The sequence below is a fragment of the Burkholderia sp. 4NA327C6 genome, from assembly GCF_005502655.1.
Taxonomy (GTDB): domain Bacteria; phylum Pseudomonadota; class Gammaproteobacteria; order Burkholderiales; family Burkholderiaceae; genus Burkholderia; species Burkholderia contaminans.
On the sequence record NZ_SCNZ01000055.1, the window covers coordinates 29,302 to 48,522 of the forward strand.

The 19,221-nt window shown below is 59.6% G+C and carries 18 protein-coding genes and 1 pseudogene; 15 read left to right on the top strand and 4 right to left on the bottom strand.

Annotated features, from left to right (window positions below; genetic code table 11):
* Window positions 1–10 precede the first annotated feature (10 nt).
* The gene (locus FFS49_RS35650) at window positions 11–412 is read left to right on the top strand and encodes a hypothetical protein (protein WP_137910459.1); all 402 of its coding nucleotides are present in this window, start codon (window positions 11–13) and stop codon (window positions 410–412) included.
* A gap of 460 nt (window positions 413–872) precedes the next feature.
* Here the strand turns inward: FFS49_RS35650 and FFS49_RS35655 are convergent, their stop codons facing one another.
* Window positions 873–2,267, bottom strand: coding sequence for an amino acid permease (locus FFS49_RS35655; RefSeq protein WP_105815133.1), 1,395 nt, complete (start codon window positions 2,265–2,267; stop codon window positions 873–875).
* Between the two features lie 214 nt (window positions 2,268–2,481).
* On the opposite strand from FFS49_RS35655, the gene FFS49_RS35660 reads away from it, so the two are divergent.
* From FFS49_RS35660 to FFS49_RS35670, 3 genes are all read left to right on the top strand, one after another.
* Window positions 2,482–2,799: a hypothetical protein gene (locus FFS49_RS35660; protein WP_137910458.1), complete on the top strand. Its 318-nt coding sequence runs from the start codon at window positions 2,482–2,484 to the stop codon at window positions 2,797–2,799.
* Between the two features lie 472 nt (window positions 2,800–3,271).
* Window positions 3,272–4,420: a branched-chain amino acid ABC transporter substrate-binding protein gene (locus FFS49_RS35665; protein ID WP_105815134.1), complete on the top strand. Its 1,149-nt coding sequence runs from the start codon at window positions 3,272–3,274 to the stop codon at window positions 4,418–4,420.
* A 113-nt stretch (window positions 4,421–4,533) separates the two neighbouring features.
* Window positions 4,534–4,728: a hypothetical protein gene (locus FFS49_RS35670; RefSeq protein ID WP_137910457.1), complete on the top strand. Its 195-nt coding sequence runs from the start codon at window positions 4,534–4,536 to the stop codon at window positions 4,726–4,728.
* Between the two features lie 175 nt (window positions 4,729–4,903).
* On the opposite strand, the gene FFS49_RS35675 is transcribed toward FFS49_RS35670, so the two are convergent.
* The 3 genes from FFS49_RS35675 to FFS49_RS35685 all read right to left on the bottom strand — a co-directional run bounded on the left by FFS49_RS35675 (window position 4,904) and on the right by FFS49_RS35685 (window position 7,628).
* Complete coding sequence (locus tag FFS49_RS35675; RefSeq protein WP_105815135.1) at window positions 4,904–5,791, bottom strand: VOC family protein; 888 nt, start codon at window positions 5,789–5,791, stop codon at window positions 4,904–4,906.
* Window positions 5,792–5,802: 11 nt separating this feature from the next.
* Window positions 5,803–6,582 (bottom strand): serine O-acetyltransferase EpsC, encoded by a 780-nt coding sequence (gene epsC / locus FFS49_RS35680; protein ID WP_198107890.1) that lies wholly within the window; start codon window positions 6,580–6,582, stop codon window positions 5,803–5,805.
* Between the two features lie 134 nt (window positions 6,583–6,716).
* A complete protein-coding gene (locus FFS49_RS35685) occupies window positions 6,717–7,628 on the bottom strand; it encodes a LysR family transcriptional regulator (protein ID WP_089456941.1) in 912 nt (303 codons plus the stop codon).
* A 148-nt stretch (window positions 7,629–7,776) separates the two neighbouring features.
* On the opposite strand from FFS49_RS35685, the gene FFS49_RS35690 reads away from it, so the two are divergent.
* From FFS49_RS35690 to FFS49_RS35740, 11 genes and pseudogenes are all read left to right on the top strand, one after another.
* Window positions 7,777–8,646: an NAD(P)-dependent oxidoreductase gene (locus FFS49_RS35690; protein ID WP_105815136.1), complete on the top strand. Its 870-nt coding sequence runs from the start codon at window positions 7,777–7,779 to the stop codon at window positions 8,644–8,646.
* A 20-nt stretch (window positions 8,647–8,666) separates the two neighbouring features.
* Window positions 8,667–10,178, top strand: coding sequence for an aldehyde dehydrogenase family protein (locus FFS49_RS35695; RefSeq protein ID WP_105815137.1), 1,512 nt, complete (start codon window positions 8,667–8,669; stop codon window positions 10,176–10,178).
* Between the two features lie 53 nt (window positions 10,179–10,231).
* Window positions 10,232–11,575, top strand: coding sequence for a DUF3100 domain-containing protein (locus FFS49_RS35700; protein ID WP_105815138.1), 1,344 nt, complete (start codon window positions 10,232–10,234; stop codon window positions 11,573–11,575).
* A 75-nt stretch (window positions 11,576–11,650) separates the two neighbouring features.
* Complete coding sequence (locus FFS49_RS35705; protein WP_105815139.1) at window positions 11,651–13,024, top strand: L-serine ammonia-lyase; 1,374 nt, start codon at window positions 11,651–11,653, stop codon at window positions 13,022–13,024.
* 90 nt (window positions 13,025–13,114) lie between these two features.
* A complete protein-coding gene (locus FFS49_RS35710; protein WP_105815140.1) occupies window positions 13,115–14,308 on the top strand; it encodes a M20 aminoacylase family protein in 1,194 nt (397 codons plus the stop codon).
* Between the two features lie 23 nt (window positions 14,309–14,331).
* The gene (locus tag FFS49_RS35715) at window positions 14,332–15,534 is read left to right on the top strand and encodes an MFS transporter (protein WP_105815141.1); all 1,203 of its coding nucleotides are present in this window, start codon (window positions 14,332–14,334) and stop codon (window positions 15,532–15,534) included.
* An 87-nt stretch (window positions 15,535–15,621) separates the two neighbouring features.
* Window positions 15,622–16,170, top strand: coding sequence for a G/U mismatch-specific DNA glycosylase (gene mug / locus FFS49_RS35720; protein ID WP_105815142.1), 549 nt, complete (start codon window positions 15,622–15,624; stop codon window positions 16,168–16,170).
* A complete protein-coding gene (locus FFS49_RS35725; protein ID WP_071335098.1) occupies window positions 16,157–16,780 on the top strand; it encodes a DNA-3-methyladenine glycosylase in 624 nt (207 codons plus the stop codon). Before mug ends, FFS49_RS35725 begins: the two co-directional genes overlap by 14 nt.
* A gap of 101 nt (window positions 16,781–16,881) precedes the next feature.
* On the top strand, window positions 16,882–17,646 hold the full coding sequence (locus tag FFS49_RS35730; RefSeq protein WP_039345972.1) for a ParA family protein: 765 nt from the start codon (window positions 16,882–16,884) through the stop codon (window positions 17,644–17,646).
* Between the two features lie 501 nt (window positions 17,647–18,147).
* Window positions 18,148–18,732: a TIGR01841 family phasin gene (gene phaP, locus FFS49_RS35735; RefSeq protein ID WP_039345969.1), complete on the top strand. Its 585-nt coding sequence runs from the start codon at window positions 18,148–18,150 to the stop codon at window positions 18,730–18,732.
* Window positions 18,733–19,009: 277 nt separating this feature from the next.
* Window positions 19,010–19,221 (top strand): annotated as a pseudogene (locus FFS49_RS35740) (acetyl-CoA C-acetyltransferase); the annotation flags it as partial.

Sequence of the window (19,221 nt, forward strand, 5' to 3'; positions counted from 1 at the left end):
TTAGTTCCCAGTGGAAGGATGGACCCGAATTTCTGAGCTAAATCAACGATTTAGCCTGGAACTTCGGGTCTTTTTTCGTTTGCACATTCTCGATCTAGGCGGAACCTGCCTGATCGGCAAAAAAATGGGTTCCATTCGTCGAATGGAGCCCGGCGTGACCCGATACGCAATTCGTGAAGTTCATTTCGAGAACGGCGAACGCTTACCTCTGTTGGTGCATGGAGACCCACTGGGTTTGCCGGTTCCGGAGATCGTGGAATTTGCCATCGCGAAGCTACGTGCGTGTGGGCTTCGAAGGAGCATTCACCATCGAGCCGAAGCGTTCGGGCTGCTTCTCTTTGAGCGTTGTATGAGCGCGGCAATTGACAAGCGTTCACGCGGAGGCGCACTGAAATTTCCCTCGGCTCTTTGATGTGCTGCAACGAGTTCGTCAAGCGGTGCAGTCTGCAGCTGGTTGTCAAAGAGTTCGAGCAATCTGGCCGTAACCGGAACCAAGTCCGACTTCATGCTCCATCCAGTGTTGGCGCGAGCGCGTAAGGCGAGTTCACCGAGCATCACGTCGGCAGTGCTAAAAATGGACAATTCGCCTTTGCCGAATCCGGCGTCGAAGAGGTAGAACGACGCGAACATCGTCCGAACAATTGTGCCCAAATGAAATGCTGAGCCTTGCTCAGTACGTAGAGCGTGGAAGCAAAGATGGTTACGAAGCGAGAGATCGATTAGCGCATGTGTTGAGAGACGAGCTACTCTGCTGAGATCGGCTCCCCGAGTATTCGATACCATTGGAATAAGCGATTCAACCGACCATATTTCTTATTCGCTCAGCCGACACATTCTCCTGCGTGGTGTGGCTGAGCGATTCATGGCTTCCGTTATCGGGAAGCTACCTCTTTGGCGCGACCATCGGTGGATGCGCGACTATAGCCTCGCGCGTAGTACAGCATGACGAGCAAGGCAATCCACGCAGGACCGACGATGAGCGCAATCTTGGTGTCGGAGTGAAATGCCATGACGATCAGCACCGCGACCAGGAATAGTCCTGCGAGATAGGACGTGTACGGGAAGAAGGGTACCCGCAACGTCATCCGGTTCACCTCGCTTCGCGACACGGACTTTCGGAATCCGATCTGTGCAAGCAGAATGACGCCCCATGTCCAGACCGAACTGAACGCGGAAATCGCGCTCAGCCACGTGAACACTTCGGTCGGGGCCAAATAGTTGAGCGCCACGCCAACGAAGAGAAGCGCCACGGATATCAGAATCGCCCGACGTGGGACTCCATTGTCGGAGGTGTTGGCTAGCGACGCGGGTGCTTGACCTTGCTGCGCCAGATTGAACAGCATACGGCCGGTGCTGAAAATGCCGCTATTACAAGACGACAATGCAGCAGTTAGAACGACAAAATTCACGATGCCAGCTGCAGCAGGAACGCCCATTCTGTCAAACAACATGACGAAGGGACTTCCTTGGCTGCCGATTTCGTTCCACGGGTAAATGGCCATGATGACGAACAGGGCGCCGACGTAGAAAATCAGAATCCGCCAGAACACCGAGTTGACTGCGCGTGATAGCGACTTCTTCGGATTTTTCGCCTCGCCTGCTGTCAGGCCAAGCATTTCGATCCCGCCGTACGAGAACGCGACCATCGGTAACGCCAACATCAATCCCGAGAGACCATGGGGGGAAAAGCCGCCGTTCGTCCAGAGATTGTGAATGCCCGTGGCGACGCCGCCATTTCCGATTCCAAAGAAGATCGCGCCGAAGCCAGAAACGATCATCAGAATGATCGTCGCGACCTTCACCAGCGCAAACCAGAATTCGAGTTCGCCGTACATCTTCACTGCGATGAAGTTGATGCTGCCCATGAGTACGAGTGCGGCCAAAGCCCATATCCAGTTCGGTATGTCGGGATACCAGACATGCATGTACACGCCGACAGCAGAAATCTCGGCCATGCAAGTGACGATCCACATGAACCAGTACGTCCATCCAGTCAGGTATCCCGCTAGCGGGCCGATGTAGTCGCGAGCGTATCGACTGAATGAGCCGGAAACGGGATTGTGTACAGCCATCTCTCCGAGGGCACGCATGATAACGAAGATCGCGAGACCGCAGACAACGTAGGAAATCAAGATTGCAGGACCAGCGAGCTTGATTGCGGTCGCCGATCCGAGAAATAGCCCGACGCCGATGGCGGCACCGAGTGCCATGAGGCTTACGTGTCGCTCCTCTAGGCCGCGGTGCAGATCATCACCTGAGTTCTGCATTGGGTGTCTCCTGGATTGGGGTTGGGATTGGACTCAGTAAGAGTGTCGATGCCGGCTGCACAGCCAATGTCTATTGCGATACATCGGTATGAAGTTCGAGGCTTCGTTCGATCTGTCTACGTGGGTGATGAGTCTTACCAGCCAAAAAGGCACCGGGAACGCGAGTAATGGACCTTTTTCGTTCTGAAAAATAGAACGCTTATTTGGACGGCACTTGGAGAGCGTGTTCGGAAAATTAGATCTCTCGGGAGAACCGGCGATACTGTTCACGCGTCGCCGTCATCCCGACAATACGATTGTCGATAATCAATTGGAGGAGTACATGGCGGGCGCTCCGCATTTTGATGAACCGCTTCAGTTTTTTCGACCTTCGAACGCAAGCATGTCGCACGGCGACAACCTGCCGAAGACCCGCTCCGGCAAGATCTTGCGCCGCCTGCTGCGCTCGCTCGCGAAGGGCGAGGCGATCACGCAGGACACGTCCACACTTGAGAACCCCGCGATCCTCGAGCAATTGCGGCGTTCGCAGTAGATACAAATTGGGCGGCGCGATTCCTACGGGGTGGCGTAAGCCACCCTTTTTCGTTCCACGTCGTTAAACGCGATACGCATCCGAAATGATCGACTCAGGCGCTTGCACAACAGGACTGCCATCTGCAGATGTTCGATCAGGTTTACCCGAGCGCTCGCCTGGCTACGAAGCCGTCGAATGATCATAGGTTTTTGGCAGGCTCCGCCGGATAGGGCGCCTCCGTCCCGAGTCTGAACACTCGACGAGTGTTCTCAAAAACAGAACAATCTCGACGAGTCGATGCTATTGGCGAGCAAATTTGGCGCGCAGACACTGAATTTGCGCGCCGGGACATGCGATCGAGATCTACCGGGATCGTATCCGTCAGGGGAGTAGATCAATTCTGGTTGGACGCGTTCAGTCCGGAATCAATTTTATATGGATTCCTTATTATCATGACCTTCGCACTACACGTTGCGGTTGGAGAAAGGCAATGAAACTTTCGAAATCAGTTGCATTTGTCAGCGGTGCCATGCTTGTGTGCGCGTCCGGCGCCACGAGCGCGCAGGAGGACGCGGTGGTGAAACTCGGGTTCGCCGGACCGTTGACTGGCCAGAATGCCAACCTCGGCAAAGACGTCGAACGTGGCGCCCGAATGGCCGTCGACGACCTGAATGCCAATCCGCCGGTGATCGGCGGCAAGAAGGTGAAAGTCGAGCTTCAGGTCGAAGATGATGGAGGCGATCCGCGTCAGGCCACCCAAGTCGCGCAGCGTCTCGTTGACGCCAAGGTTAAGGGGGTTGTCGGGCATTTCAACTCCGGCGCTACGATTCCGGCATCGAAGATCTATTACGACGCCCGTATTCCTGAGATCTCCCAGTCCTCCACCAACCCGAAGTACACCCAGCAGGGCTTCGACACAGCCTTCCGCCTGGTTGCCAACGATGGGCAACTCGGTTCGGTTCTGGGCAAGTATGCCGTCCAGAAATGGGGCGCAAAATCCGTCGCGGTCATTGACGATCGAACCGCATACGGACAAGGTATTGCTGATGAATTTCTGAAATCCGCCACGGCCTCCGGTGCGAAGCTGGTTTCTCGGCAGTACACGACCGACAAGGCAACGGACTTTCGCGGTGTCCTGACTGCGGTGAAAGGCGAAAGTCCTGACGTCGTCTTCTACGGCGGAATGGATGCGCAAGGCGGCCCGATGATCAAGCAGATGCAACAGCTCGGGATGGCGTCGAAGTTCATGGGCGGCGACGGTATCTGCACCGGAGAGTTGCCTAACCTCGCGGGAACGGCGCTCAATGGTCGACAGGTCATTTGCGCGGAGGCGGGCGGAATCACGTCGGAATACGAGCCGGGGATGGAGAGCTTCAAGAAGCGCTTCAAGCAGAAATATGGTCAGGATGTGGTGATCTACGCGCCGTATGCATACGACGCCATCATGATTCTGGTTGATGCAATGAAGCACGCCGGCTCGTCCGATCCGGCGAAGTACCTTCCGTATCTGAAGAAGACGGACTACAAGGGTGTCATCGGTGAAACGCGCTTCGATTCGAAGGGCGATCTGCAAAACGCAACACTGACGCTCTATACGTTCAAGGACGGCAAACGCGAAAGCTTGGGCGTTCAACATTGAGTACCTGGCCGCGACGCGCGTTGCGCGCGCAGTGTTTCCATTTTTTCAAAGCAAACAGCGCTCTGCGTCCTCGCCTTTGTTATCGACAAGGGCAAGGGCGCGTTTTTTTGAGCATGTTCCTGATTGAATCTGCAATGGGTCTCGCCCTCTTCGCCGGGCTCGCGATCCTGGGTACTCGCGGCCGGGACGACACTGGCCGCAGGAGTGACGGATGGATATCTTTATTCAGCAGATCGCGCGCGATCCTGTCGAAGCCGAAGCTGCTGCTCGACGATCAGAAGGTGCGGGCCGCTTACCTGGGCGAGTAGCGTACCGGCGCTGGCTAACGCCGGCGCCCTGTCCAGTTTTGGTGCCAGTCCGGATGAAGAGCAAAAGAGGTGCATCCCGAAAATTGCCGGGATGCACTTAAGTCTCTCGGTGTGGACAACCGTTGTGACAAGAGCGTCCAGCGAACTTCAAATTCGCTGAGCTAGTCGAAAATTATTACTGGACGAACTCGATGATCGTATTGCCGGCAGAGTCGGGCGTCACGGCGATACCCTTCGATGTTCTTCCATACTTGACCGCATTCTCGGCAAGTATCTTCTCGGTCTGTCCGAGGTCCCGGACACGGAGTTGCAGTGCGATACCGTGCGGCTTGTCGGTGTAGCGGGTCGGGAGGCCGATTGACGCGAAGCGCTCTTCGGCCTGCGTTGGTGTGAGAGCAACCACACGCCCACATCCGGTATCGGCCTCGACGTGACCGTTGATTCGCGACGTTTGATCCGCACCAAAGAGTCTGGACCATCTCTCTTCCAGGAGATCGAGATCCGGCGTGATGTAAACGACTTCATCAACAGCGATAGCGCCGTTCGGATGGTTTTGCCAATCCTTTCTCCAAATGAATTCCGGACGATGTTGTTGGCAGAGGAAATTGGATGCGTCGCCAAGCTCCGTGTCCATCACCATGCCGAGAGATACGACGACCTCATCCGGTTTTCCGTCCGGCGTCGTGATTTTTCGTCGAAACTCGACCCGTTGTTGAACCGGCAAGCCAGTTGCCTTGACTGCAGCGAAATCGGCATCGATGTCCTTGCTGTGCAGCGCAAGTAGTCCGAGTCCTTCGGAGCGCTTCAGAAATTCGCCCAGTGTGCGGCCATAGCAGAATCCGTTGACCTCGCCGGTGCCGAATTTCGATGGATCGTCGATCCCGATGACCTCGATGAAATTGTTCTCGAACATCATCAGCGTGAGAACCGAACCCCACGGGTGGTACGAGATCGGGCTTGGAGCAAAACCGAGACGCTTGTACTGTTCCACGGCTTTCGGGTGGTCTCTCACCGAAACGACAGGGTGATCGATACCGAGACGGTGCTGGTTCGGAGGAATCATCCGGGTGACCTCTATTGGGCGGAAGGGGCGGTGATCGCGGCGTAGGACGCCGAGACCGGCTTGATAACCTTGGCGGGAACGCCGGCGGCGACCATGTTGGCCGGAATCGACTGGCGCACGACGCTACCTGCGGCGACAACCGCGTTCTCGCCGATCTCGATGTTGCCAAGGATGAGCGCGTGGGCCGCAAGCGTGGCGCCGCGCCTGACCTTGGGATGACGATCACCCGCCTCGGCAAATGTGCTCCCGAGCGTGACGCCATGCCAGATGCTGACGTCATCTTCGACTACGGCCGTCTCGCCGATTACGATTCCCATCGCGTGATCTACAAATAGTCCCTTGCCGATCCGTGCCGCAGGGTGAATGTCGACGTTATAGATCCTGGCGCACCAGTTCTGGAGAAGCACGGCGAACGTCCGCTCACCATCAACCCAGTATGCGTGGGCTACGCGATGAAGTTGTATCGCGAGGATGCCCCGGAAGGTGAGGAACGCGGAAAGTGCATTCGGACACGCGGGATTCGCGCTGGCAATTTTGTGAATGTCTGCGGCTGCGCTTTCATCGATTGCAGCTGACGCGATCGTCCGTTCGAACTCAGCCGAAAAGTCGGGTAGTGAACCATCCATCGTCATGAGATTGGCTGCAAGCAGCGCGGCCAATGCCTGTCCCAGCGACGGGTGCCCGAGTACGGCTTTTTGATAGTACGGGCGCATGGCTGGGCGGGCGGTCGCTTCCCGTTCGGCCTCAAGCTCGATTGTTTGCCAGACGGTATCGTGAATGTGCGTGTCCAAAGTCGTTCTCCTTTACCGCAAGTGTGGGCTCGCCAAAACCGACCGCAAATGCCGCGGATATACCTTTTTGTTCTAAAAAATAGATGGCAGTTCGCGAAGTCGTCCGATGAACAGCTGCCCAACGTACTGTTGTTTCACCGAAATGCACGCATTTGCGAGTGCATGAGCTGAAGCATCTTGTTCGAAGCGACCGATAGCTTCCGCCCGACACGGGTAACGAGGTGCGCCTCCGCCTTGGCGAGAATCGGATGGTCGATAGCGATAGCAAACAGCTCGCCGGCATCAATCTCGGTCGACACCGCGAATGCGGGAAGGCAAACAATCCCTAACCCGGACTTTACGAACTGTTTGAGTATCGTGATGGAGTTCGTTGTCACGACCGGATCGAATCGGATCTTTTCGGCAAATTCCACCGCCTCGAGCATCTGACGGGTGCCGTATGACGCGTGAGTTGCGGCGAGCGGATAGGACGCCAGTTCTTCGACGGTCATGGCTTCGTCCCGCCCACGGCGTGGAAAATCCGGGCCAACGATTGCCATCATCGGTTGCAATTTCGACGCCCTCGACACGATCTTGGGATCGAGAGGCGGGTTGTAGACGAGCCCGATTTCGCCTTCGTCCTCGGTGACTTTACGCATGACGTCGTTGGTACCCGCGAGATCCAGGTTGACGCGGATTCCAGGGTATTGCTTGCAGAACGTCTGCATGGGGCCCGCGAGCATGTCCGACACGAACCCTTCGCCGAGCACGACATTGACGTGGCCGGTTCGCAGCCCCCTCAACTCCTGCAACCTCGAAAGCAGATCGTCCTTGTGGGCCACCTGCTCGCGGAAGTATTCGATCACGAGCTGGCCGGCTTCAGTTGGCTTGACCCCTCGGGCGTGACGCTCGATCAGGACGGCGCCGAGCTCCCCTTCGAGCAAGCCGATTTGTCTGCTGACTGCAGACGGTGCGACGTTCAGCCAGTCGGCCGCGGCGCGGATCGTCCCGCACCGGACAGCCTCGAAAAAGTACACGATCCTGCTTTCCGTCAGATTTTCGACCATGGGTCACCGTTCGAATTTTTGGAACACTTCTGAAATTGGCGTTGATTGATTATAGGTCTCCAGAAGTCCACTATGGAATCCCGAACAGTCACAACGATGTGGAACTTCCACAAAGGCGGGCTGCGAAATCAAATACGGAGCACGAAATATGAAAACGGTTGGTGTGATTGGTCTGGGCAATATGGGTCGCGGTATGGCTCTGTCGCTGAAGCGTGGCGGGTACGACGTCTTGGGGTTCGATGCCACGCCGGGCATTGCCGAGGCCTTGCAGGCCGAAGGCGTGGTCGCATGTGCGTCGATTGCGGAAATCACGCGAAATGCAGACGTGCTCATTCTGTCGCTGCCGACTTCCGACATCGTCGAAAAGGTGGTCCTCGGAGAAGGCGGTGTTGCCGCGAATGCGCGACCGGGCCTGATCGTGGTTGACACCACGACCGCCGAGCCGGCCAGCACGCGGAAGGTCGCAGCCGCGCTCGCCGAAGTGAAGGTCGGACTGGTCGATGGCCCCGTCAGCGGCGGCCCCAAGGGCGCCGCGACCGCGACGATGACGATGGTGCTCGGTGGTTCGGATGCCGACGTTGCTGCTGTCGAGCCGGTCCTTGCCGTCATGAGCGCGAAGCGCGTCCACGTCGGTCCCGTCGGGGCGGGGCACGTGACGAAGATCATCAACAACATGCTGACTGGCGTGCATCTGCTCGCGACGAGCGAGGCGGTACGTGCCGCCGAGGCCGCGGGCGTGAACCCGGAGAAGCTTGTCGAAGCATTGAACGGCGGATCGGGGCGCAATAGCGCAACGCTGACGAACTATCCGACCTGGATCTTCAACGGCAAATTCGATTCCGGATTCACGATGAAGCTGATGCGCAAGGACGTGCGCCTTGCGATGGACATGCTGCGCAAGCTCAGCGTCACGGCACCGATCGCGATCGAAGCTGGCCGCCTTTGGGCGGCGAGCGTTGAATCGATCGGCGACCAGGAGGACTTCAACCGGATCGTGGAATTTACCGAAAAGAACTGACTGAATTCAGGAGCATGGACATGGAAAACCAAGCAGCACAGAACCTTCTGGCCGCATTCGCGTACTTTTTCCCGAATGCTCAGACCATCGGATCGTACGTCGGTGGTCAACTGATCGACGGCGCCGGCGAATCGATCCAGTTGTACGACGCAGCGACCGGAAAGCCGAGCCTCGTATACAAGGATGGTGGCGCCGCTGTCGTCGAACTGGCGGCTCAGGCGGCGGAGATTGCACAGAAGCAGTGGTGGTCGCTAACACACGCAGCGCGCGGACGGGTGATGTTCGAGATCGCGCGCGAGCTGCGCAAGGAGGTCGAGCAAATCGCACGCCTCGAGTCGCTCGGTTCCGGCAAGCCCATTCGCGATTGTCGCGGCGAAGTGGCGAAGGTCGCGGAGATGTTCGAATACTACGGCGGCTGGACAGACAAGTTCTACGGTGACGTCATTCCCGTTCCGACCTCGCATCTGAACTACACCCGTCGGGAGCCGGCGGGCACGGTCCTGCAGATCACGCCGTGGAATGCCCCGGTGTTCACCTGCGGATGGCAGGTCGCCCCGGCCATCGCGATGGGCAACGCTGTACTGCTCAAGCCGTCCGAGCTGACACCGTTCACTTCCCTGGTTGTCGGCCTCATCGCCGAGCGTGCGGGCCTGCCGAAGGGGGTGATCAACGTGCTTTCGGGTTATGGGCATACCGTTGGTCAGGCTGCCATCGCACATAAGGTCGTCAAGAAAGTGGTGTTCGTCGGCTCGCCGGCAACCGGTGCACGGATTGCGGAGTCGGCCGCGAAGCGTGTGCTGCCGTGCGTGCTCGAACTGGGCGGAAAGTCGGCGAACATCATTTTCGGTGACGCGGACCTGAAGCGCGCGGCGCTGACGGCACAGGCGGCGATCTTCGCGGGCGCTGGCCAAAGCTGCGTTGCCGGCTCGCGATTGCTCGTCCAGCGCTCCGTCTATGACGAGTTCGTCTCGATGGTTGCGACCGGCGCGAAGAAGATCAAAGTCGGCGACCCGCTCGACGACAGCACCGAAGTCGGCCCGATCAACAATCGCAAGCAGTACGACCACGTCATGTCGATGATCGCGCGTGGCGTCGAAGCCGGAGCCACGCTCGCATCGGGATCGACTGAAGTGTCGGACGGCGGCTACTTCGTGACCCCTACCGTCTTGGCAAACGTCACCAACGAAATGGACGTCGCACGCACCGAGATCTTCGGTCCGGTCGTCGCTGCCATTCCGTTCGACACGGAAGACGAAGCCATCGCGATTGCCAACGATACTGAATTCGGTCTCGCCGGGGCCGTGTGGACGACCGATGTCGGCCGTGCGCACCGGGTGGCCGCACAGGTGAATGCCGGCACGTTCTGGGTGAACGGATACAAGACGATCAACGTTGCGTCTCCGTTCGGCGGGTATGGTCTCAGCGGCTATGGCCGATCCAGCGGCGTCGAGGCTCTTTACGAGTACACGCAGACGAAGAGCGTGTGGGTCGAAACGGCGAAAGAACCGGCGACTGCGTTCGGCTATCTGTAAGGCGAAGTGGGCTCCCGCCAAAGAAGGCGGGAGTCGAGACGGAGGAAGGGGATATGGAAACGGTGGTCAGTACGCGCGAACATGGGGACACGGGACAAACAGCCATCAAACTGTTTGTCTACGCCGCGGTGATTGTGGTCATCGCCGAATTGATCGGTTCGTTTGCGTTCAAGATCGGTCCCGGAAAGGTGGTTCTGCTACCGATGATCTGGGCGCTATTGTTGGGCGCCGCACTTGGCCTGCTGAGCCAACGGTCGAAAAACGGCTTGAGTCTTGATGTCCCAACGCAGTTTTACGCAGCCGCGATCCTGCAACCGGCTCTTCTGCTTTTCATTGCGAAACTCGGCCTGATGATCGGAAGTGCGCTTCCGAAGCTCGCTGCCGCAGGTTGGGCGCTGGTGTTTCAGGAATTTGGTCATTTTGTGGGAACGATCCTGCTCGGCCTGCCGCTGGCGCTCATGCTGGGCATCAAGCGCGAAGCCATCGGTGCAACATTCTCGGTTGGGCGCGAACCGAGTCTCGCGATCATTGGTGAGAAATACGGGATGGATTCGGCCGAGGGACGCGGGGTGCTCGCCGAGTATCTGACTGGCACGATTTTCGGTGCGGTATTCATTGCGATCTTTGCGGGCTTCGTCGCGAGCCTGAACATCTTCGATCCGCTCGCACTTGCGATGGGATCCGGTGTCGGGTCGGGCAGCATGATGGCTGCGGCGTCGGGCGCGATCGCTGCTCAGCAGTCGCCTGAAGTCGCGGAGTCGGTCCTTACGTTCGCGGCCGCGAGCAACCTCATCACGACGACGGTGGGGACCTACTTCACGTTGTTCATTTCGTTGCCGATGGCTGTCTGGGGATATCGTCTCTTCGAACCGGTGATCGGGAGGACGACCCGTGCTTCCAGCACGTCTGACGCGTCGGACAACACGCGCCCCAGGCTCGGCGACGTGGAAACAGAAGCGCCGACGCTGCAGTACGGCGGAAAGGCATTGGCATGGGGTGCTACCGCGGTGTTGTCGCTGGTGTGCGACTGGATTGCGCATGGCACCACTCCGCTCGAGGGTTTGCCTGGAATGGCGCTCATGGTGGTCGCGGTGGTTGCCGGTGATGCCCTGTGTACCCTCACTCGACGCAAGATTCCGGCGGTTTGCTGGGTATCGTTCATCGCGATGTTCCTCACCTCTCCATGGTGTCCGCTCGGAGCGCATTTCGCCGAGTTGAGCGCGAAGAACGACTTCCTCGGCGTGACCACTCCGATGCTGACCTTTGCCGGACTGTCGATCGCCAAGGACGTTCCCGCGTTCCGCCGCCTTGGGTGGCGGATCGTGCTGGTCTCGTTCGTTGCAAATGCCGGGACATTCCTGGGCGCGACGCTGGTGGCGCAGATCTTTCATATTTGAAGCGGCCATTCTTTCGACGACACCTGTCGGCTCGCTCGATGCGGCCGGCGGGAAACTACCCGCGAGCAAGACTACATGTCAGTCAGCGTCTTTGATCTCTTCAAGATCGGTATCGGGCCGTCGAGTTCGCATACGGTTGGTCCGATGCGCGCCGCATTGATGTTCGTGCATGCGATCGAGAGCGACGGCCGGCTCGAGGCAGTGAGCCGAATCCGGGCAGAGTTGTATGGATCATTGGGCGCGACCGGTAAGGGGCACGGCACCGATAAGGGCGTGATGCTCGGCTTGATGGGGCAGGCGCCCGACACGATCGATGCAGACGAAATCGACTCCATGCTTGGAGAGATATACGCATCCGGGGAACTGCGGTTGGCTGGGGTCAAGCGTATTCCGTTCTCGTCCAAGCGGGACATCGTGTTCTATCGACAAGCGCTGCCGGAGCACCCGAACGGCATGAAGCTTTTTGCGTTCGATGATGACGGCGCTGTGGTGCGTCAGGGCGTTTACCTGTCGGTCGGTGGCGGGTTTGTCGTGACGGCCGAATCGGAGAGCGACGGTGTGTTCGCGGTACCGGGTGAGGTCCCGTATCCGTTTTCAAACTCGAAGCAATTGCTCGAGCTCTGCGAGAAGCATGGAAAATCCATCGCGGAACTGACGTATGCGAACGAACGCGTGTCGCGCTCGGAAGCCGAGATTCATCGCGAGCTGCGGCGCATCTGGTCCGTCATGCAGGCCTGTGTCGAACGAGGGTGCCGCACGGAGGGAAGTCTGCCCGGTCCGCTCGGCGTAAAGCGCCGCGCGGCGTCCTTGCATCGCAAGCTTACGGAGCGCGCGGGGAGCGACGGTGACGTGTCACTGGCGGCAATGGACTGGCTCAATCTGTATGCGCTGGCGGTGAACGAGGAGAACGCCGGCGGCGGTCGCGTCGTGACGGCACCGACGAATGGTGCGGCGGGAATCATTCCAGCGGTATTGCACTACTACATGCAATTCGTTCCAGGGGCGAACCTGCAGGGCGTATTCGACTTTCTGTTGACCGCCGCCGCTATCGGCATGTTGTACAAGCTCAACGCATCCATCTCCGGTGCGGAGGTCGGTTGCCAGGGCGAGGTCGGGGTGGCGTGTTCGATGGCTGCCGGCGGCTTGTGCGCGCTGCTCGGGGGAACGCCAAAGCAGGTCGAGCACGCGGCAGAGATCGGGATGGAACACAACCTCGGCCTGACTTGCGATCCATTCGGTGGCATGGTGCAGATACCCTGCATCGAGCGAAATGCAATGGGCGCCGTCAAGGCTGTCAATGCTGCCCGGATGGCCATGGATGGCGACGGGACACACTACGTGTCGTTGGACTCGGTCATCAAGACCATGCGACAGACCGGCGCCGACATGAAGACAAAGTACAAGGAAACATCTCGGGGCGGTCTGGCAGTCAACATCATCGAATGCTGACTATCCGAAATCAGACCGGATTCCCAATCGTCGCGCGAGGCCCGGGACGTATTCCCTACAAGCCATTTCTGAATTCAAAGAACTACGATCATGAACGTCATTGCAGAAATCAATGCGGAGTCGGACGCACTGAAAGCGATCCGGCGCGACATCCATGCGCATCCGGAGGTGGGCTATGACGTACATAGAACCGCTGAGCTCGTTGCATCCAAGCTCGAACAATGGGGGCTGAGTGTAGTGCGCGGTGTCGGTCGGACCGGGGTCGTTGGTACGTTGAAGCGCGGCACCAGCGATCGCTCGATCGGATTGCGAGCCGACATGGACGCCCTCCCGATGCAGGAAGCGAACGAGTTCCCGCATCGCTCGACGGTACCCGGGGCCATGCACGCCTGCGGCCACGACGGACATACCGCGATGCTGCTCGGAGCAGCACGTCACCTGTCTCGATCGGGCGACTTCGATGGAACGGTGCATTTTATCTTCCAGCCGGCGGAGGAGGAGGGCGGCGGCGCCAATGCGATGATCGAAGACGGCCTGTTCGATCGGTTTCCGGTCGAAGCCGTTTTCGGCGTACACAACTGGCCCGGGATTCCGACTGGTCATTTCGGTGTAAGACCCGGACCGATCATGGCGTCGACCAGTCTTTTCAAGATCAAGCTCACTGGGGCTGGGTGTCATGGAGCCATGCCGCACCTGGGCACGGATCCGGTGTTCGCGGCTGCGCAGATCCTGACCTCGTTGCAGAGCATCCTGACCCGAAACAAAAACCCGATCGAAGCGGCAGCACTGTCGGTCACGCAGATCCATGCAGGTGAAGCTCAGAACGTTGTGCCGACCGAGGCATGGTTGGGAGGAACGGTTCGCACGTTTACTGACGAGACGCTCGATCTCATCGAGAAACGTATGCGCGCAATCGTGGCCGCAACTGCTGTTGGTTTCGATTGCCATAGCGAGATCGAGTTCGATCGAAACTATCCGCCGACGGTGAACGATCCGGCGCAGACAGCGATGGCCGTCGAGGTGATGCGTGAACTCGTTGGCGACGATGCGGTGAACGCGTCAATTCCCCCGACGATGGCCGCAGAAGATTTCTCGTTCATGTTGCGTGCGAAGCCGGGTTGTTATGCGTTCATCGGAAATGGGGCGGGGGACCATCGCGTGATCGGGCATGGCGGCGGCCCTTGCCTGCTGCACAACGCCAGCTACGACTTCAATGACGATCTCCTTCCGGTCGGGTCGAGTTACTTCGTGCGACTGGTCGAGCGGTTCCTGCGGTGTATCTGACGTGTGAACAGAATCAATTGCACATGTCCAGATATACAGCGGTTGTGGTGACAACGATCGTTCAGGTTTGTACGGCATTTGCCGCACTGGCGATACCGAGCACCGCACCGGTCATGATTCACCAGTTCGGCTCCGGTGCGCCCGGTGTAGGGACGTTTGTTTCAATCACTTACGCGGCGGCAGCAGTTGCATCGGTTGCGGCAGGCGGTCTGGTTCCGCAGCTTGGCCCGATTCGCCTCTGCCAGATTTCGCTGCTGGCGTGCGCAACCGGGCTTGCCATGGTTGGCGGAGGCACGCCTGTGTGGTTGATCCTGGGAGCGATCGGAGTCGGCATTGGGTATGGGCCAGTCACGCCCGCGAGTTCGTACCTCCTCGCGGCAACGACATCACCCAAAAACAGACGATTCGTTTTCTCGCTCAAACAAACGGGCGTTCCTGCGGGAGCAGCGTTGGCAGGCGCAGTCATGCCGGTTGCAATGCTGTTCATGGGTTGGCGGGCGGCAGTGTGGCTCGTAGCCGCATGTTACGTGTGCATAGCGCTTGCAATGGATCCCGCGCGTCGATTGTTGGACGGCCAGATTGGCTTATCTGACCACCGACGTTTCCAGGTACTTGCGGCGTTGACCGCGGTCTTCGCAAGTGCGGATCTGCGACGACTGGGAATCACGGCGTTCGTGCTGGGCGGCGCGCAGATGTGTGCAAGCACGTTCATCGTTTCCTACCTGCACGCGTCCTGCGGCATGTCGCTGATTCATGCAGGGTTCCTGCTGACCGTCACAAATGTTGCCGGGGTCCTGTTTCGCCTGATCTGGGGCGCAGCAGTGGATCGTGGCATCGGCTCCAGCAAGCTCCTCGCGTTTCTGGCGATACTTACCGGCGTCGCCACCTTTTCGATGGCGGCTCCGGAAATGATGTCGCGCACCTTATCGGCATTCGGCACGTGCGTGGTTCTGGGGGCTGCCGCGATTGGCTGGAATGGCGTCCTGCTTGCGGAGATTCCACAGGTAGTTCCTCAGGCAGAGGTCAGCATTGCAACATCTGGTTGCCTGTTTTTTAGTTTTGCGGGAGTTGTCGCTCTGCCGGCGCTGTTTGGCGCAGTGGAGCAGGCCAACGGGGGCTATGCTGCTTCGTGGATGTTGATTGGCGTCATGGCGCTGTTGCTTGGTGTGGCGCTTCTTGTTGCGAACCATGCGGCGTCACGTCGAAGGTCTGTGGACGCGCAATAGCTTCGACCGATTATCGATGGAAAACAGAAATTGAAGTTGTCGTAAGCTCACTATTTACGTCGATGTTCCTTGCGCGCGAGGCAAACCGTGGCTGACGAACTTCCCGACCTCATCGCTCCGCATCTCGACGTGCTGTTTTGCGGGATCAACCCGGGCCTGACCGCGGCCGCGACCGGGCATCACTTCGCAGGGAGAAGCAACCGTTTCTGGCGCGTGATCCATCTCGCGGGCTTCACGGCGGCGGAAATTTCGCCGCAGGACGATCGCGCGATTCTTCAATATGGCTGCGGCCTGACCGCGGTGGTGAAGCGGCCGACCGCGAGCGCCGATCAGCTTTCGCGCGCGGAATTCACTGCCGCGGCCGAGGAGTTCGACCAAAAGCTGGCGTGCTACGCGCCGCGCTTCGTCGCCTTTCTCGGCAAGGCGGCGTACTCGGCGCTTTCCCGTCAGCGAGAAATCGAGTGGGGGCTGCAACCGGCCCGCATGCAGGGGGCAAGCGTCTGGGTGCTGCCCAATCCGAGCGGGCGGAACCTCGCGTTCAGTCTCGACGATCTGGTCGACGCATACCGTCAGCTTCGTCTGCAGGCGAAGGCCGTTTCCGGTCTTCAACCGGAGCGGCAGGATGCGGCGCAGTGAAACGGCGCCTCGGTGGCCGGGCACCGTGCTGCCCCGCGCATTCTTCAACCGGCTCGCCACCGACGTCGCGCCGCAACTGCTGAACAAGATCCTTGCCGCCACGGACGGCCGCGCCGGGCGGATCGTCGAAGTGGAGGCCTATGCCGGTGCGATCGACCCGGCCGCGCACACCTATCGCGGCAAGACGCCGCGCAATGCGACGATGTTCGGGCCGCCCGGGCACCTGTATGTCTATTTCACCTATGGCATGCACTGGTGCTGCAACTGCGTGTGCGGCCCGGATGGCGCGGGAACGGGCGTGCTGATTCGCGCGCTCGAGCCGCTGCAAGGGCTCGAGCAGATGCGTGCGGCACGGCCGCCGCAGACGCGCGATCGCGACCTGTGCCGGGGGCCGGCGCGGCTGACCCAGGCAATGGGGATCACCGGCGCGCAGGATGGTGTCGACCTGAGCGGTGCGCACGAAGGGTTCGCGATCGTCGACGATGGCGTCGCGCCGCCCGCCGATCCGGCAGGCGGGCCGCGCATCGGCATTCGTGTCGGCACGCATCTGCCGTGGCGCTGGAGCGTGCCGGGCAACCTCTACGTATCAGGGCCAGTGACGCGCCGCTGATACACCCCCTGCCGGGATGCGCACAATTCGACCTGCGTCACGCGGCCGCCATTATTGACCGGCTAAGCTTGCCTTTTCGACGTTTGGATCGAGGAGACACCATGCGGCGGGTCGTATTCAACCAGAAGGGCGGCGTGGGCAAATCGACGATCGTCTGCAACCTGGCGGCGATCAGCGCGAGCGAAGGGCTGCGTACGCTCGTCATCGATCTCGATGCGCAGGCGAACTCCACGCGCTATCTGCTCGGCGACGCCGCAGCCGACGCGCAGCCCGGTGTCGCCGATTTCTTCGAAACCGCGCTGACCTTCAACTTCCGTCCGGTCGACGTCGCCTCGTTCATTCATCCGACCCCGTTCGAAGGGCTCGACGTGATGCCCGCGCATCCGGAGCTCGACACGCTGCACGGCAAGCTCGAGTCGCGCTACAAGATCTACAAGCTGCGCGACGCGCTGAACGAGCTCGATACCTACGACGCCGTGTACATCGACACGCCGCCCGCGCTGAATTTCTATACGCGCTCGGCGCTGATCGCGGTCGAGCGCTGCCTGATCCCGTTCGACTGCGATGATTTTTCGCGCCGTGCGTTGTACACGCTGCTCGAGAACGTGAAGGAAATCCAGCAGGACCACAACGCGGCGCTCGAGGTGGAAGGGATCGTGATCAACCAGTTCCAGCCGCGAGCGAGCCTGCCGCAGCGGCTGGTCGACGAACTCGTCGAGGAAGGGCTGCCGGTGCTCGCGTCGAGGTTGTCGGCGTCGGTGAAGATCCGCGAGTCGCATCAGCAGTCCAAGCCGGTGATCCATCTGGAACCCGGGCACAAGCTTGCGCAGGAGTTTCTCGCGCTGCATCGCGAACTGGCCGGCTGATCTCGCGCCAGCCTGATGGAGACACGGCCGCTTCACGCGGCCGTTTTTCATCACGACCAGCAATTCATCCGATCATTGATTTTGAGATTAATAATCCCGAAAACGATTTCATAATAAATCCAGAAAAAACGATTACATAAGCGACCGCTCCATTTTCAATGTGCCCCGGTTTTCTAATAAACGGAATAATGAATTGGTAAATGTTGCGCGACGTCATGATCCGCTATCCTGTAAAAAGGTAAAATGCATTGCGGGACAGAGTGACGCGCGGCCTCGTCTGCGATGTCGGCGCATCACGGGTTCCAGCGGTCACTTCGAATCAAAATAAGGGTTTACACCTAGTATTAATGCCATTTAATTGACAATTAATCGATCTAGAATGGGTTCCTTCAACTTCCCGCACTCAAATAAGTGACGGGTTGCCAATAAGGAAGCCCGCTGTCGATCCGGCTTCCAATTTTCTTTACGTCGTCTCTCGCATTGCTAACAGGAGCGTGCCCGATGTCCGTATTTGCCCCCGAAAAACTCAACGCCGAATATCAATCCGGTATCGCCGCGTGGTTTGCGATCGCCCGTCCGGCGATCCAAGGTTTCGAGGCTGTCGTCGAACTCAACCTGCAAGCGGCCCGGACGGCGCTCGAGGAATACGAGGACAAGCTGAAGAACGCATTCAACAGCAGCAACCCGGCCGCGGGTTTCGCGCAGCAGGTCGCCGCACCGCAGGAAGCGGCCGGCAAGGCCGTGTCGTACGGCCGCCATCTGTTCGACATCGCCGTGTCGACGCAGTCCGAATGGGCGAAGGTCGCGCAAGCGCAATACGAACAGAACGACAAGCGCCTGAAGGAAGTGCTCGGCGAGCTGTCGAAGCATGCGCCGGCCGGCTCGGCGCCGGTGGTGGCCGCGCTGAACTCGGCGCTGTCGGCGGCGACTGCCGCGGCCGACTCGGTTCGTGCTGCGACGGGCCAGGCGATCGAAGCCGCGCAGAGCGGTTTCGATGCGGTCAGCGAAACGGCCACGCGTGGCGCGAAGCAAACGGCTGCCGCCGCACGCAAGGACACCGCGGCCGCACGCGAATCGGCTGCGTGATCGCGTAGCCACGCAAGCACGTGTCGCGCTTGGTCGCGACACGATTGATCGGCGCCGGATGGCGCCGGACGCCGCGTGTGCCGCGTGGCCGTCCGGCGAACCTCCGGTTTGCCGCAAGACGTCGGTGAACCGGCGAGCCATACCGGTGTGCCGCCCGTTCGAACGGACGGCGCGCGCCGTATGGCGGCGTGCGACCGCTATCGAGCCGAATGGCCCGGGTGCGCGATCGCCAGCCGAGGCCGGCACGCGCCGGCGTCAGAACGACCAACTGATTTCGATGCAGGAACTGGACATGACGGACGTAGTGATCGTATCGGCCGCGCGGACCGCGGTCGGCAAATTCGGCGGTTCGCTTGCGAAGATTGCGGCGCCCGAGCTGGGCGCGACGGTGATCCGCGCGGTGCTGGAGCGTGCGGGCGTGAAGCCCGAGCAGGTCAGCGAAGTGATCATGGGCCAGGTGCTGACGGCCGGTTCCGGGCAGAACCCGGC

Bases quoted from the DNA above. Each gene is read 5' to 3' on its own strand.
- FFS49_RS35655 (WP_105815133.1), bottom strand. From the start codon at position 2,267: ATGCAGAACTCAGGTGATGATCTGCACCGCGGCCTAGAGGAGCGACAC.
- FFS49_RS35665 (WP_105815134.1), top strand. From the start codon at position 3,272: ATGAAACTTTCGAAATCAGTTGCATTTGTCAGCGGTGCCATGCTTGTG.
- FFS49_RS35670 (WP_137910457.1), top strand. From the start codon at position 4,534: ATGTTCCTGATTGAATCTGCAATGGGTCTCGCCCTCTTCGCCGGGCTC.
- FFS49_RS35675 (WP_105815135.1), bottom strand. From the start codon at position 5,791: ATGATTCCTCCGAACCAGCACCGTCTCGGTATCGATCACCCTGTCGTT.
- FFS49_RS35685 (WP_089456941.1), bottom strand. From the start codon at position 7,628: ATGGTCGAAAATCTGACGGAAAGCAGGATCGTGTACTTTTTCGAGGCT.
- FFS49_RS35690 (WP_105815136.1), top strand. From the start codon at position 7,777: ATGAAAACGGTTGGTGTGATTGGTCTGGGCAATATGGGTCGCGGTATG.
- FFS49_RS35695 (WP_105815137.1), top strand. From the start codon at position 8,667: ATGGAAAACCAAGCAGCACAGAACCTTCTGGCCGCATTCGCGTACTTT.
- FFS49_RS35700 (WP_105815138.1), top strand. From the start codon at position 10,232: ATGGAAACGGTGGTCAGTACGCGCGAACATGGGGACACGGGACAAACA.
- FFS49_RS35705 (WP_105815139.1), top strand. From the start codon at position 11,651: ATGTCAGTCAGCGTCTTTGATCTCTTCAAGATCGGTATCGGGCCGTCG.
- FFS49_RS35710 (WP_105815140.1), top strand. From the start codon at position 13,115: ATGAACGTCATTGCAGAAATCAATGCGGAGTCGGACGCACTGAAAGCG.
- FFS49_RS35715 (WP_105815141.1), top strand. From the start codon at position 14,332: ATGTCCAGATATACAGCGGTTGTGGTGACAACGATCGTTCAGGTTTGT.
- FFS49_RS35725 (WP_071335098.1), top strand. From the start codon at position 16,157: ATGCGGCGCAGTGAAACGGCGCCTCGGTGGCCGGGCACCGTGCTGCCC.
- FFS49_RS35730 (WP_039345972.1), top strand. From the start codon at position 16,882: ATGCGGCGGGTCGTATTCAACCAGAAGGGCGGCGTGGGCAAATCGACG.
- phaP (WP_039345969.1), top strand. From the start codon at position 18,148: ATGTCCGTATTTGCCCCCGAAAAACTCAACGCCGAATATCAATCCGGT.